Below are 14,283 nucleotides of genomic sequence, written 5' to 3' on the forward strand. Positions count from 1 at the left end.
GCCTGAAGGGAAGTTTCAGACAAACCTTTCTCACACAAGGATTTAGATTCTATTTTAGAAACGGTAACCAACAGTGAAGGCTACAGTGCGAGGATCGCCGTAGTAACCAATCAGAGTATTATCACCACCTAAACCAGGGGTGTATTTGCTGATATCTGTTGGGTCTGTTGGATCAGGTGCCACGAATTGGTAACCACCAATCATGTACTCTTCATCCGTTAAGTTTTTACCGTAAAGACCTGCAGTCCAGTGACCATCTGTGCTGTACCAAGTGATACCCATATTAAAGATACCGTAAGCATCTTGCGTTAATAGGCTATCTTCTTCGAATAGCGCGTAGTCGCCTCTGTGGTAGTAGTTACCATTGACAACAAAATCACCCATTTCTGTGTACATACGGTACGTTGCACCCAGGTTAAAGGTTAAATCAGGTGTATTTGATACCGTAAAGCGGTCTGATTTATCGAATGCTTCACCGGTTTCTGGGTCGTAATCAATTACGTTATCAAAGCTACTATCAATGTAACCCACTGACGCATCAAAGCTGAGTGATTCTGTTGCAACATAGTTAAGTTCAAGTTCAATACCATCTGATGTTGACTCACCAATGTTACCTAAGCGTTGATTTAGATCTGCTGCGCTATCACCCGGTAATACCGAAATATATTGACGATCTTTATGGTCAAGGGTGAATAAGGTGACGTTTGCACGTAAGTTGTTGTTCCACTCACTCTTCATACCGATTTCGAATGAATCAACGATTTCTGGTTTTGCTGCTGGCTCTGCAGTCGTTGCACGTGGGTTGAAAGTACCTGACTTAAAGCCTTGCGCGTAACTTGCAAAGAACATGATGTCACGATTGTATTGGTATTCAACACCTGCACGTGGTGTGAAGCGTGACCATTCTTCTTCATCATCGAGTACTGTTGGAACCAGTTGGCCTTCTGGGCGAGTATAACCTGGTACCCAACCTGATTCTGGGTAAACAATGTCAAAGATTAGACCGTTGTTAACCTGTGCTTCTTTTTTGTCTTTGGTGTAACGCGCACCGAGTGTCATTGACCATTTATCGGTTAAATCAATTGAGCTTTGGATATACGCTGCTTTACTGTTTGAGTTACTACAGCCGCTTACTTCACGAGTTAGACCTGGTGCGCCTAGGCTTTGACCTAAAATACCTAAAATTGCCTCAAATTGACCGCAAGATTCACCATCATAGTAGTAAAGGCCCGAAACCAGTTTATAGTTATCGCCTTGATGATTTAGCTGTAACTCATGAGTGGTTTGCTCATCATCGTAAATAGCAGGTACATCGAAAATTTGCAGTGACGTGTTATCAAAGTCGATATTAGTCGGTGAGTAGCTCTCACGGCTTGAACCAATATATTTAATACTAGTGCTGTCAGTCATATCCCAACGAGCAGTTAGGCTATAGCCTTCTAGTTCAACTTTATTCCATGTTGGCAAGCTGGTGTATGAGTCATACACGCTGTCTGGAACTGGTGCATCAGTAAGAATACTTGGTAGTAAACGGTAACCACCTTTTGCGTTTGATTTGTCTTCTGTTTTATCCCACGCGAAACGGAAGAATAAGTCATCAGTCGGAGTGTATTCGAGTGTAACGCGAGCTGCGGTTACGTCTTTGTTGTAGTTTTCGCGGTCTTGGTTATCAAGAGCCGATGTTAAAAACTCACCAAAGCCGTCACGGTTAAGCGTTGCAAAACCAAAACCCACGTAAAGTTTTTCGTCAACAATCGGTAATTGGCCAGTGATTTTTAAATCTTTCTGGTTATAGCTACCTACAGTGCCTTGAATATTTAAGGTAGCATCACCGCTCATTTCTTTGGTGACGTATTTAATGGCACCACCTATGGTATTTTTACCATAAAGCGTCCCTTGTGGACCACGTAATACTTCGATTTGTTGCACATCAAGCAGATCAAGCACGGCACCTTGAGGGCGAGCAAGGTAGACATCATCAATATAAATACCGACACCTGGCTCATAGCCCCAAAGTGGATCTTGTTGACCTACACCACGAATAAACGCGGTAATTGTAGAGTTAGTACCACGGCTTGCTTGCAAGGTGGTATTTGGCGAGAACTGTTGAACTTCGGTCATAACGACGATGCCATTTTCAGCCAGCTCTTCAGCACCCACTGAGGTTACAGCAACAGGAACTTCTTGCAGGTTTTCAACAGTTTTACGTGCTGTTACCTGAATACGTTCAAGTTCACCTTTTTTTGCTGCAGGTTCGGCTTGTTCTGCCGCTTGAGCACTGACACCTGCCAAAGCAAGTGATACAGCCAGAGTAAGTGGCGCGACTTTTGGGTTAAGCTTTATCATGTTGTATTCCTTGTTATTGTTGTCATTAGTCTTATGGCCACTCACATTGATGTTGCCGAAGACTGAATAAGATTTGCCCGTGTCACCTGTCAGTTAATGTAGAAGATAGTTGCAGAAATTGAATTAGTACCATAGTGCTATACCCGCCACAGCCCTTTATTTATCAGGCAATTAAGCTATTTTTAAAGCAGATAGTACCTTAGTGTTATGTATTTTTTGAACGCTTAGGGTAAGACTGAAAGCATTATTCCGATGTCACCTCATCTGTGTAATAACAATAATTATAGGAATGTCTATGCTGAGCATGATAGGACTGTTAGGCGGTTTAATACTGCTGATCATTTTAACGCTGCGTGGGGTAAATTTATTTATCGCTGCGCCAATCTGTGCACTGTTAGTTGCACTTAGTAGTGGCATGGCCATTTTCCCTGTATCGGCAGATACAAACTTTATTAACGCCTATATGGATGGCTTTGCAGGCTTTTTAAGTGCGTGGTTCTTTATGTTCTTACTGGGTTCTTTATTCGGTAAGTTCATGGAAGACACCGGTGCTGCAGACAGTGTTGCGAGCTACATTGTGGGTAAACTAGGTATGAAGCACGCCGTTCTTGCGGTTGTGATTGCCTGTGCAGTTTTAACCTACGGTGGCGTGAGCGTCTTTATTGTTGCGTTTTCTGTCTACCCAATGGCATTAAGTCTGTTTAAAGATGCAAACTTACCGCGCCGCTTTATTCCAGCAACGCTGGCATTTGGTTCGGTGACCTTTACCATGACTTCGGCAGGCTCGCCAGAAATTCAAAACTGGATCCCGGTTAAGCACCTTGGTACGTCACCCTATGCGGCATGGGAAGTGAGCTTAGTCGTGGCTATTTTTATGGCCACAGCAGGTTACTTTTGGTTAAACAAGATGATCAAAAAGGCCGTTGCTAATGGCGAAACCTTTGAAGCGCGTGATGATGACCCTGTCATTATTGAGCGTCGTCGTCCGCATCCAATTACGGGTGTGATCCCACTGATTGTGGTGCTACTTTTATCATTTACGCTACATGATGTACTGCAGCAAACAGCGCTTATTGTTGCCTTACTTGGTGGTGTACTGAGTATTGTGATTATTAACTTCAAGCATTTTCACAATATGGGTAACGCCATTAATGTTGGTACAACCGGCGCTTTAGTGGCAATCGGTAATACCGCTGCTGTGGTTGGCTTTGGCGCTGTGGCGAAAGTATCACCGGCATTTACCGCCGCTGTCGATGTGATGACCCATATGCCGGGGAATGAGTTGGTTGGTGCTGCTGTGGCTGTGAGTGTAATTGCCGGCTTAACAGGATCTGCTTCTGGCGGGCAAGCCATTGCATTACCTCTTGTCGCACCGGGTTATTTAGACATGGGTGTAAACCCTGAACAACTGCACCGAGTAGTGGCAATTAGCTCTGGAGCCCTCGATACCTTGCCGCATAATGGTTATGTGGTCACAACAATACGCGCTATCTGTAAAGAAACGCATCAACGAGCGTATTGGTCAATGGCAGCTCTGACTGCGGTTATTCCGCTTATCGGTGTCGCATTGGCACTTGGACTCTTTATTATCTTTTAAGGAACAGCAATGAAAACCAAATTAATAATTTTGCTATGGCTGGTTGTATTTAGTAGCACTGCGTTTGGCGCTGCAAGTAAAGCCGACACCATGCTGGTGGAAAAACAGCATTTTACGACAAAAGATTTTACCACTGTGTCTGGTGTGACGTTAGAGCAAGTGGATATTGGCTGGGAAAGTTACGGAAAACTAAACGCCAATAAAGATAACGTGATTTTAATCACTCATTATTTCTCTGGTACTTCTCATGCTGCAGGTAAATATAAAGCGGATGACGCCCTACCGGGTTATTGGGATGCGATTATCGGCCCAGGTAAAGCTATCGATACGAATAAATATTATGTGATTAGCTCAGATACCTTAGTGAATGCCAACTGGCATGATGAAAATGTCATCACCACAGGCCCTGCATCAACTAATCCAAAAACAGGCAAACCTTATGGCTTAGATTTTCCTGTGGTTACGATTACTGACTTTGTGAATGTGCAAAAGCGCTTACTCGACAGCCTAGGTATCACTAAATTACATGCTGTGATGGGCGCATCAATGGGCTCGTTTCAAGCACTTGAGTGGGCAACACGTTACCCAGATAAAGTAGAGCGTTTAATTCATGTGATTGGCGCTGCAACTATGGATGCATGGACAGTTGCGGCACTTGAAAAATGGGCGTTACCAATTCGTTTAGATAAAAACTGGCAGCAAGGTAATTACTACGGCAAAGAGCGCCCGTTAGATGGCTTAGCGGCAACCATGCTTAATATTACACAAGATGCGATGCATCCAATTATTTATAACGCGAGCTTCCCTGACTTTAATGTATTGGATGAAGGTGCATTAAAAGATATTCGCACCTTGCCTAAGTTAAACCAAGTACTCGCTCAACGCGCAATGGCACGAGCGAAAACGCAAGATGCCAACCATGTACTTTATTTGGTCCGGGCATCACAACTATTTACCGCTGGCATGCAAAGTGATTTAACAACGGCACTTAAAAATGTCTCTGCCAAAACATTATTACTACCCGCAACGAACGACTTACTGCTTCGCCCTGAAAACATGCGTACTGTGTTTGACACCATGAAAGCGACAGGTAAAGACGTTGAGATTTCAGAAATAGAAGGGGGCTGGGGACACCTTGATGGCATTTTCTCAATCGCCCCGAAAGCGCAGCTTATCAGTGAGTTTTTAGAGGAGTAACCCGATGAGCAAAACAGTTTTAATTACCGGTGCAGCCAGTGGTATTGGTCTATATGTTGCCCAGCAACTGGCGATGCAAGGTCACACTATTATTGTGACTGATTTAAATCAGCAAGCAGCACAACAAGCGGCTGCAGGCATTGTTGAGCAAGGTGGTAGCGCCGAAGGGTATGCACTTAATGTGGCAGACAGTGATGCAATAGAGCAGTTTTTCACTGAGCTTAATCAGCCAATTGATGTACTTATTAATAATGCGGGTATTCAGCACGTTGCAAAGCTTGAAGATTTTCCGGCTGATAAATGGCAGTTCTTACAGCAAGTTATGCTCGTTGGCCCAGCGATGATGACCAAGGCGGTACTCCCTCGTATGCGTGAGCAAGATTTTGGTCGCATCATTAATATTGGCTCAATCCATGCGATGGTGGCGTCTAAATATAAGTCGGCTTATATCGCTGCAAAACATGGCTTAATCGGCTTTGCTAAAACCATGGCACTCGAAACGGGTGATGCCAACATCACGATTAATACTGTGTGCCCAGCGTATGTAAAAACGCCGCTTGTGGAGCAACAAATTGCCTCGCAAGCTAAAGAACATGGCATTTCTGAGCAACAAGTGATCGACACAATTATGCTAGCACCGATGCCGAAAAAAGCATTTATCGGCTTAGATGAGATCCTGCATACCGTTAGCTTTTTAATGGCCGATGCAGCACGCAATATTACCGCCCAAGCAATCGCCATTGATGGCGGTTGGACTGCACAATAGGAGGAGCCAATGGCAGGTTTTGATAAAGTAGTTACAAGTTATAGCGAAGCGATGGCTGGCCTTGAAGATGGCATGACAGTGATAGCCGGTGGTTTTGGTTTATGCGGTATTCCTGAAGGACTAATTGCGCAAATTAAACGTCAAGGCACTCGTGGTTTAACAGTGGTATCGAATAACTGTGGCGTTGATGGTTTTGGTTTAGGAGTGCTACTTGAAGACAAGCAAATCAGTAAGATGGTTGCCTCTTACGTTGGTGAAAACGCGCTATTTGAGCAGCAACTATTAAATGGTGAACTTGAAGTTGAGCTCACACCGCAAGGCACTTTAGCTGAAAAAATGCGTGCTGGTGGTGCGGGTATTCCTGCATTTTATACCGCAACGGGTGTCGGTACACCGGTGGCTGACGGTAAAGAAACCCGCAATATTAATGGTCGCGATTATTTATTAGAGCCAAGCATTACTGGCGACTTTGCGATAGTTAAAGCGTGGAAAGCAGATCGCTACGGTAACTGCATTTATCGTCATACGGCGATGAACTTTAATCCGATGGCAGCAACCGCAGGCAAAATTACGGTTCTTGAAGTTGAAGAAATTGTTGAGCCAGGGGAACTAGAGCCAAGCCAAATTCACACGCCGGGTATCTATATTGACCGAGTGATTAAAGGTGAATTTGAAAAGCGCATCGAGAAAGTTACCACTAAGCAAGAGAATCAATAAGGAGCACGCTGATGGCATTATCACGAGAACAAATCGCTAAACGCGTGGCGATGGAACTACAGGATGGTTACTACGTTAACTTAGGTATAGGTATTCCAACCTTGGTTGCTAATTACGTCCCTGATGGCATCGAAGTGATGCTGCAATCTGAAAATGGTTTACTCGGTATGGGGCCATACCCAAGTGCAGACCAAGTTGATGCCGATATGATCAACGCAGGTAAAGAAACGGTCACCGCTGCAACGGGGGCGGCTATATTTAGCTCCGCAGAAAGCTTTGCCATGATCCGCGGCGGCCACGTTGATTTAACCGTGCTGGGCGCGTTTGAAGTAGACCAAAACGGCAACATAGCTAGTTGGATGATCCCGAAAAAGCTGGTTAAAGGAATGGGCGGTGCGATGGACTTGGTGGCTGGTGCTAAAAACATTATTTGTACTATGACCCATGCCAACAAGCATGGCGAATCAAAACTGCTGACCGAATGTAGTTTGCCGTTAACGGGCGTTGGTTGTATCAATAAAGTGATCACCGATTTGGCACTTTTAGAAATTAAAGACGGTGCATTTCATTTATTAGAGCGTGCGCCAGGTGTCTCGGTTGATGAGATTATTGCTAAGACACAGGGCAAACTTATTGTCTCTGGTGACGTTCCTGAGATGACTTTTAGCTAGTTTTGCGACTTTTAAGCAGCTAATTTGCCTAGATTTTATACTAACCCCCAGTAATGTGCTTTTTGTTCATGGGTTTTATGAACAAAAAGCCATTTATCATCATCAATGCAACTTACCCCCTAAACATTTCGTTAATCTATCGTTAACACTATGCTCCAAACCAGATCGCCATTTGCAGTCGGCCGATCAACGACAACAAATAACTATAATCTGGTGTGGAGTAATTCATGAAAGCAAGTAACACACAGCTCGCTTTAGCCGTTGCAGCGGCGTTAGCAAGTACATCAGCATTCGCACAAAGCGACACTGAACAACTACAGCAACAACTCGATGCACTTCAAAAAGAAGTGGATTCATTAAAAACATCTAGCGGCTTCAACCTAGAATTTGGTGGTCGCGTGCAACTTGATTACAACTATTTCGACGGTGCTTACAATGCCGACAATGATGGCGCTGGAGGCAGCGACTTCTTCCCACGTCGTATCCGTACTTATGTTGAAAGTGAACATGGCAACTGGGATCACAAATTACTACTCGAATTTTCTGAAGGCACGGCTGAAATCGTGTTAGCGCGGGTACGTTATGCATTCGACAACGGCTTAAAAGTAAAAGCCGGTAAAATTCGTGAAGACATGTCGCTCAATGCGCTGACTAGTTCTAAACACATTAATACTATTGAGCGTAGCACCCTTGCTAACACCTTCTCGCCTTTCTTCCGCTGGGGTATCTCGGCTTATCAATACTTTAAAGATTCAGGCTTACGTTACGCCGTGGGTGTTTACAAAAACGATGCGTTTGGTGCATCGGGCCATGACGAAGATGACAAACTGACATTGGCTGTAACAGGTCGCTTAACTTGGTCTAGTGCAGCGCCGGGTGATGTGATTCATTTAGGTGCTTGGCACTCTTATCGTGATATGGGCGACAATGATTTAAGCGCTCGTTTTGCCCGTGGTGAAGTGCGTGAAACCAATGTTCGCTTAGTGGATTACGCAGTCGGTGGTGAAACCGCAGCGCTAAATAGCATGTCGCAAAGCGGTCTTGAATTTGCCTACCAAGCGAATGCATTCACTCTAGAGGCTGAATATGCCAGCCGTTACCTTGATACGGTAGATAGTAGCAACGAACTTGATGGTGAACGTTTTGATGGCTTTCATGTCTCGGCAAGTTACTTCTTAGGCGGTGAGCAGCGCCGTTACAAAGCAGGCTCAGCATTATTTGTACAACCAAAAGGGATTAAAGATGCATGGGAGCTGGTTGCACGTGTGTCACAAATGAACGCTAGCAGCAAACAGCAAGGTACCGACGTAACCACTTATACATTAGGCACATCATATTACCTAAGCAGCGATATCAAATTTATGGGCAACCTGATTTACAGCGATGTTGATGGTGCCGGTGCTTCTACGCTGGTAGGTGATGAAGATTCAGGTATGGGCATCAGTGCTCGTATGCAGTACTTATTTTAGGAGTCGTGCATTATGACTATGTTTAAATCATTAAAAAGATCTGTTTTAGCAGCTTCATTATTAGTAGCCAGCCCACTGGCATTAGCAAACTTACACTTTTTGGTACCGGGTGGCCCAGGCGGCGGTTGGGATACCACAGCACGTGGTGTTGGTGAAGCAATGGTAAAAGCGGGCATTGAAGATAATGCATCGTTTCAGAATATGTCGGGCGGCGGCGGTGGCCGTGCAATTGCTTACTTGATTGAGTCGGGCACTAAAAAAGGCGATATGTTGATGGTTAACTCAACGCCTATCGTACTGCGCGCATTATCAGGCAAAATTCCTTACAGTTATCGCGATTTAACACCAGTTGCCAGCATGATTGCTGATTATGGTGCATTTGTGGTGCGTAATGACTCGCCATTTAAAACATGGCAAGACGTTATTGATGCAATGAAAAAAGACCCAGGCTCTGTAAAAGTAGCAGGTGGCTCTGCGCGCGGCAGCATGGATCACTTAGTGGCTGCACAAGCGGTTAAAGCGGCGGGTCTTGATGGTCGTCGATTACGTTACATTCCTTACGATGCCGGTGGTAAAGCGAAAGCTGGTTTACTGTCGGGTGAGGTCAACTTACTTTCAACAGGCTTAAGTGAAGCACTCGAAGTCGCTAATGGTGGCCAGGCACGTATTTTAGCGGTGACTTCTGCAGATAAATTGCCAGATTACCCAGCAATTCCAACCTTAAAGTCGCTAGGTTACGACATGGAGTTCGTAAACTGGCGCGGCTTTTTTGCAACCCCAGATTTACCAGCAGACAAACTTGCCGAGTACACAGAAAAACTACGTAAGTTGCAACAAACCCCTGAATGGGAAGCGGTTCGTGCCCGTAATGGTTGGCTAAATCTATTTCAAGAAAAAGAAGCGTTTATTAAATCGCTTGAGCAGCAAGAAGCGCAATTACGCGTTGTAATGAAAGAACTTGGTTTTATCCGAGGCTAAGGTTAGACGATGTTAAACCGTGAACTAATTGGACCAAGTTTATTCTTGGTCCTCTTTACCCTCTACGCCCTTGTGGCTTGGCAAATTCCACTTATGCCATTTGAAGAGTACGAAAGCGTTACTTCTGCAACCTTACCAAAAGTGTATGCAGTATTTGGTATCGTGGTGTGTGTACTATCGATTGGTGCCAACTTATTAAAGCAAGCGCCTGCAGAAAAAGCAGAGCTACTCAGTAAGGGCAACTTACTACGTACCTTTGCATTGTTGGTTTTAATGGTTGCTTATAGCGCCATGCTTGAACCGTTCGGTTTTTTAATTGCCACCAGTGCATTTTTAATTACGGGCTTTTTTATCATGGGCGAACGCCGTAAGGCAGTGTTGTTGTTTGCTTCTGTGCCTGTGGCCGTGGTTTTTTGGTTTTTAATGACACAAGTACTGGGCATTTACTTAGTACCTGGCAATCTGTGGAGTTAAGTTATGCTTGATGGAATTATGTTAGGTTTGTCGACCGTACTCGACTGGAACAACTTGTTATATGTAATTGTTGGCTGCTTTGTTGGCACGTTCATCGGTATGCTACCGGGTCTTGGCCCAATTACCGCGATTGCGTTGATGATCCCGATCACTTACAGCATCGGTGCTGATTCGGGCATGATTTTAATGGCCGGTGTTTACTACGGGGCTATATTCGGTGGCTCTACTTCTTCAATTTTGATTAATGCGCCGGGTGTAGCGGGTACGGTAGCGTCATCGTTTGATGGCTACCCGCTAGCAAAGCAGGGTAAGGCAGGTAAAGCCCTTGCGATTGCCGCTTATTCATCCTTTATAGGCGGGACCATTGGCGCCATTTTATTGATGGTGGCTGCGCCATTATTAGCGAAAGTGTCATTAAGTTTCCAATCGCCTGATTATGTTGTACTGATGTTTTTAGGCTTAACGGCTATCGCTGCGTTCTCTAATAAAGGGCAATTCTTAAAAGCCATGATGATGACGGTATTTGGCTTAATGCTGGCAACGGTAGGTATTGATCCCTCTTCAGGTACCGAGCGCTTTACTTTTGGCCAAGCTGATTTATTAGATGGTATTAGCTTTTTATTAGTAGCGATGGCAACGTTTGCGTTGGCTGAGGCGCTGATTAATGTGGCACGCCCTGAAGCTGAACCAGATAAAAAAATTGATGATCCTGATACGCCAAAAATTGGCTCAACAAAACTGACTAAAGAAGAAGTAAAAGACATGGCTCCTGTGGTTGGTCGCTCATCTTTACTTGGTTTTATAGTCGGTGTGTTACCGGGCGCAGGGGCAACCATTGCCAGCTTTATGGCCTATGCCACTGAGCGTAATCTTGCTCCAAAAGCGCTGAAAGATAAATTTGGTAAGGGTTCGATGCGTGGCTTAGCGGCACCCGAGTCGGCTAATAATGCAGCTTGTACTGGCTCATTTGTACCATTACTGACTTTAGGTATTCCAGGCTCTGGTACAACAGCTATTATGCTAGGTGCATTAATTGCCTACGGTATTCAGCCGGGCCCTATGTTAATGCAAGAAAACCCAAGCGTGTTTTGGGCTGTCATTGTCAGTATGTACTTTGGCAATATTGTACTGCTGATTTTGAATCTGCCGTTGATCCCATATTTCGCTAAAGTGTTGGCAATGCCTAAATCTGTGCTGACAGTGATGATTTTATTCTTCAGCTTAATTGGTGTGTACTTAGTGTCATTTAACACCTTTGATTTATTTATGATGGTGGGCTTTGCGCTGGTGGCCTTGGTGCTTCGCTTGTTAGCTTTCCCGATGGCACCTTTATTACTTGGCTTTATCCTCGGTGATATGATTGAGCGAAACTTCCGTCGTGCCATGATGATTTCAGATGGTTCACTAAGCTTTTTATGGGACCGCCCATTAACACTGAGTATTTTTGTGATTTCGATCTTAGTGTTGTTGTTCCCACTGAAAGACTATATTGTCCAACGTCGTAAAGAAAAAGCAGCTACGCAAGCAGAGCAACATGCGTAGAACAAGGCACTGATATGAGATACACCAATAAGCTAAACCCATTTCAGCATGTGGTTAAAAAACCTAAGCGCTTAGAAACGCGGCTCATCATTTGGGTTACCGGTCTATGTGTTTTACAGGCTGTATTGTTTGGCGCTTTGGTGTATCAGATCACCGCAGAAAGCTTACATAACCACATGGGCGATAAAGCGCTTGCGCTCGCAACCAGTATAGCCTCACGGGATGACGTGCAAAACGCATTGCAAACCAAGCAAGGGCTTGATGAGTTAAATACGCAAATAGAGCATATTCGTGAACTTACCGCAGCCAGCTTTATCGTGATTGGCGATAACAATACCCGCCGCATTGTTCACCCAGACCCCGACAAGCTCGGTAAGCCGATGGTGGGTGGTGACAGTAAAGCGGCACTGCGTGGTGAGCGTTATGTGTCGATTGCAAAAGGAAGTTTGGGCGAGTCTATTCGTGGCAAAGTCCCTGTGCTCTCAGAGCGAGGCGAAGTCATCGGCTTGGTATCGGTTGGCTTTTTAGTGCAATCAATTGAACCGCTTATTCGTGCTCGCAGTGCTGAAATTATGCTTTGGGGTTTGTTGTTAGTCGGTTTAAGTATTTTGGCCGCGGTGTATATTGGTCAACGGGTTCGTAATGCTATTTTTGGTTTACAGCCTGATGAAATAGCACGGTTGTTCTCTGAGCAAGATGCTATTTTGAATACTGTTCGTAGCGGCATTATCGCCCTCGATCCTGAAGGTAATGTACGTAACTTAAATCAACGTGCCTGCGAAATCCTCGGTAAACCGACCAGCTGTATTCATCAACCACTTAAACTTGCAGACTTACTTCCTGAACATAGTGAGTTTTTAATGCATAACCAACAGCGTCCGATTGTTGGTTTTGAATTATTTGCCGCCGATAAACGCATTGTGTTGTCGCGATATGCATTGCAAGTGCAAGGTCAAGCTGATGGTATTTTATTGAGTATGCGCCCTGCGGATGAGCTTGAATATTTATCGCAGCAATTAACCAAAGTGCAAGCCTTTGCTGAGTTATTACGAGTGCAAACGCATGATTACTCGAACAAGCTAAACTTAATTGGTGCGTTAATTCAGATGGGGCAAACGGATCAGGCGATTGAGTTAATTGGTCAAGAAAGTAAAGGCTCGCAAGCGCAGATCCATCATTTACTCGAAAGGATCCAAGATCCGGTACTAGCAGGTTTATTGGTTGGTAAATACCATAAAGCCCGTGAATTAAACGTGATACTTGAGCTTAATCCAGATAGCTTATTAGGATCGATCACCCGTAAAGATATGCTTGAACGGGTTGTCTCGATACTTGGCAATTTGATTGATAACGCAATTGAAGCTGCTATTCGAGCTAGCGATACACGTACCCCTAAGGTTCGTGTTACGGTTGATGAAACCAGCAAAACATTATTGTTTGATGTTGAAGACAGCGGTTTTGGTTTAGGCGATGACAAGGATGTGATATTTACACCACAATACAGTTCTAAGTCAGGGGCTGAGCATGGTATCGGCCTTTATTTAGTTAAAACCAACTTAGATTCGTGTCGTGGTAGTTTAGAAATAGGTGAGTCTGATCTGATGGGGGCACGATTAAGTGTCTACATTCCAAAATAATAAAAAATGATCAGCCTATAAATAAAAGGTAAAGAACATGACTTACTCAGTTGTCATTGTTGAAGACGAAGTAGAAGTTGCTCAATTATTGGCGCAGTACTTATTACTTCCTCATGGCGTTGCTGGCCAACAAGGGGCGCGGCAAACACTGCGTCAGGGGCAATATCAGGTTGTGGGTATTGCAGGCAATCTTGCCACTGCAAAAGCGCTATTATCGGCTATTAATGCCGATTTAATTTTGCTTGATATTCATTTACCCGATGGTAATGGCCTTGATTTACTCAATGAATTACGCCGCGAAGAAATGAAAAGCGAAGTAATGCTGTTAACCGCAGCAAAAGAAGTAGAAACACTGGAAAAAGCCATGCAGCTTGGTGCCTGTGACTTCTTAGTCAAACCATTAATGCTAAATCGCTTAGATCAAGCGCTAGCGCGATTTGAAGCAAGGCAGCAATGTTTGTCAGATGCCGATGAAGTAACCCAATCTATGGTCGATACTTTATTTGGATCGCAAGAACAGTTAAAAGCCCCAGTTAGGCTGCCAAAAGGGGTGGATCAGCTTACTTTGCAAAAGATCTTAAAAGCTTTTAGAGCGAATATTGGCACGGCTTTTACTGCTCAGCAAATGGGGGATTTAGTCGGCGTAAGCCGCTCAACAGCCCGTCGTTACCTCGAATACTTGCTTGAAGCTGAGCAAGTCAGTGCTGATCAGAGCTACGGAAGTATCGGGCGACCTGAGCGCTGTTATAAAATGACAAGCAGCTAATCGCATCATTTAATAGCCAAACCAGTGCTAAATTAGCGATTTTAGTAGCATAAATTCACTGTTCGGCACGTTAAAAAGTGCCGCTTATCCTGAGCATAGAAAAATTTTATAAAATTGATTGCA

Annotated in this window: 12 protein-coding genes; 11 read left to right on the top strand and 1 reads right to left on the bottom strand. The window is 44.4% G+C overall.

Features of this window, described 5'->3' with window-relative positions; genetic code table 11:
• Window positions 1-54: 54 nt before the first annotated feature.
• Window positions 55-2,346 (bottom strand): TonB-dependent receptor, encoded by a 2,292-nt coding sequence (locus AN213_RS10225; protein WP_055020576.1) that lies wholly within the window; start codon window positions 2,344-2,346, stop codon window positions 55-57.
• Between the two features lie 295 nt (window positions 2,347-2,641).
• On the opposite strand from AN213_RS10225, the gene AN213_RS10230 reads away from it, so the two are divergent.
• The 11 genes from AN213_RS10230 (at window position 2,642) to AN213_RS10280 (ending at window position 14,160) form a co-directional block, all read left to right on the top strand.
• Entirely contained in the window at window positions 2,642-3,943 is a 1,302-nt protein-coding gene (locus AN213_RS10230; RefSeq protein ID WP_055198571.1) for a GntP family permease, read from the top strand.
• Window positions 3,944-3,952: 9 nt separating this feature from the next.
• On the top strand, window positions 3,953-5,140 hold the full coding sequence (locus AN213_RS10235) for a homoserine O-acetyltransferase (RefSeq protein WP_055198572.1): 1,188 nt from the start codon (window positions 3,953-3,955) through the stop codon (window positions 5,138-5,140).
• 4 nt (window positions 5,141-5,144) lie between these two features.
• Window positions 5,145-5,906 carry a 3-hydroxybutyrate dehydrogenase gene (locus tag AN213_RS10240; RefSeq protein WP_054552326.1) on the top strand — a complete coding sequence of 254 codons (762 nt, stop codon included), beginning with the start codon at window positions 5,145-5,147 and terminating at the stop codon, window positions 5,904-5,906.
• Window positions 5,907-5,915: 9 nt separating this feature from the next.
• Window positions 5,916-6,623 carry a CoA transferase subunit A gene (locus tag AN213_RS10245; RefSeq protein WP_054552327.1) on the top strand — a complete coding sequence of 236 codons (708 nt, stop codon included), beginning with the start codon at window positions 5,916-5,918 and terminating at the stop codon, window positions 6,621-6,623.
• Window positions 6,624-6,634: 11 nt separating this feature from the next.
• Window positions 6,635-7,294 carry a 3-oxoacid CoA-transferase subunit B gene (locus AN213_RS10250; protein WP_054562936.1) on the top strand — a complete coding sequence of 220 codons (660 nt, stop codon included), beginning with the start codon at window positions 6,635-6,637 and terminating at the stop codon, window positions 7,292-7,294.
• A gap of 227 nt (window positions 7,295-7,521) precedes the next feature.
• On the top strand, window positions 7,522-8,763 hold the full coding sequence (locus tag AN213_RS10255) for an OprO/OprP family phosphate-selective porin (RefSeq protein ID WP_054552329.1): 1,242 nt from the start codon (window positions 7,522-7,524) through the stop codon (window positions 8,761-8,763).
• A 12-nt stretch (window positions 8,764-8,775) separates the two neighbouring features.
• A complete protein-coding gene (locus tag AN213_RS10260) occupies window positions 8,776-9,741 on the top strand; it encodes a tripartite tricarboxylate transporter substrate binding protein (protein ID WP_370316435.1) in 966 nt (321 codons plus the stop codon).
• A gap of 9 nt (window positions 9,742-9,750) precedes the next feature.
• Window positions 9,751-10,215: a tripartite tricarboxylate transporter TctB family protein gene (locus AN213_RS10265; protein ID WP_054562934.1), complete on the top strand. Its 465-nt coding sequence runs from the start codon at window positions 9,751-9,753 to the stop codon at window positions 10,213-10,215.
• 3 nt (window positions 10,216-10,218) lie between these two features.
• On the top strand, window positions 10,219-11,757 hold the full coding sequence (locus AN213_RS10270; protein WP_054552331.1) for a tripartite tricarboxylate transporter permease: 1,539 nt from the start codon (window positions 10,219-10,221) through the stop codon (window positions 11,755-11,757).
• Window positions 11,758-11,771: 14 nt separating this feature from the next.
• On the top strand, window positions 11,772-13,394 hold the full coding sequence (locus tag AN213_RS10275) for a sensor histidine kinase (protein WP_054562933.1): 1,623 nt from the start codon (window positions 11,772-11,774) through the stop codon (window positions 13,392-13,394).
• Window positions 13,395-13,431: 37 nt separating this feature from the next.
• Window positions 13,432-14,160 (top strand): response regulator, encoded by a 729-nt coding sequence (locus AN213_RS10280; protein WP_055198573.1) that lies wholly within the window; start codon window positions 13,432-13,434, stop codon window positions 14,158-14,160.
• The last annotated feature ends 123 nt before the right edge of the window (window positions 14,161-14,283 follow it).

Source organism: Pseudoalteromonas sp. P1-8 (assembly GCF_001399985.1).
Lineage (GTDB): Bacteria > Pseudomonadota > Gammaproteobacteria > Enterobacterales > Alteromonadaceae > Pseudoalteromonas.

Excerpts from the sequence above, each read along its gene's own strand:
- AN213_RS10240 (WP_054552326.1), top strand. The coding sequence starts at position 5,145 with ATGAGCAAAACAGTTTTAATTACCGGTGCAGCCAGTGGTATTGGTCTA.
- AN213_RS10280 (WP_055198573.1), top strand. The coding sequence starts at position 13,432 with ATGACTTACTCAGTTGTCATTGTTGAAGACGAAGTAGAAGTTGCTCAA.
- AN213_RS10250 (WP_054562936.1), top strand. The coding sequence starts at position 6,635 with ATGGCATTATCACGAGAACAAATCGCTAAACGCGTGGCGATGGAACTA.
- AN213_RS10235 (WP_055198572.1), top strand. The coding sequence starts at position 3,953 with ATGAAAACCAAATTAATAATTTTGCTATGGCTGGTTGTATTTAGTAGC.
- AN213_RS10245 (WP_054552327.1), top strand. The coding sequence starts at position 5,916 with ATGGCAGGTTTTGATAAAGTAGTTACAAGTTATAGCGAAGCGATGGCT.
- AN213_RS10275 (WP_054562933.1), top strand. The coding sequence starts at position 11,772 with ATGAGATACACCAATAAGCTAAACCCATTTCAGCATGTGGTTAAAAAA.
- AN213_RS10255 (WP_054552329.1), top strand. The coding sequence starts at position 7,522 with ATGAAAGCAAGTAACACACAGCTCGCTTTAGCCGTTGCAGCGGCGTTA.
- AN213_RS10265 (WP_054562934.1), top strand. The coding sequence starts at position 9,751 with ATGTTAAACCGTGAACTAATTGGACCAAGTTTATTCTTGGTCCTCTTT.
- AN213_RS10225 (WP_055020576.1), bottom strand. The coding sequence starts at position 2,346 with ATGATAAAGCTTAACCCAAAAGTCGCGCCACTTACTCTGGCTGTATCA.
- AN213_RS10270 (WP_054552331.1), top strand. The coding sequence starts at position 10,219 with ATGCTTGATGGAATTATGTTAGGTTTGTCGACCGTACTCGACTGGAAC.
- AN213_RS10230 (WP_055198571.1), top strand. The coding sequence starts at position 2,642 with ATGCTGAGCATGATAGGACTGTTAGGCGGTTTAATACTGCTGATCATT.
- AN213_RS10260 (WP_370316435.1), top strand. The coding sequence starts at position 8,776 with ATGACTATGTTTAAATCATTAAAAAGATCTGTTTTAGCAGCTTCATTA.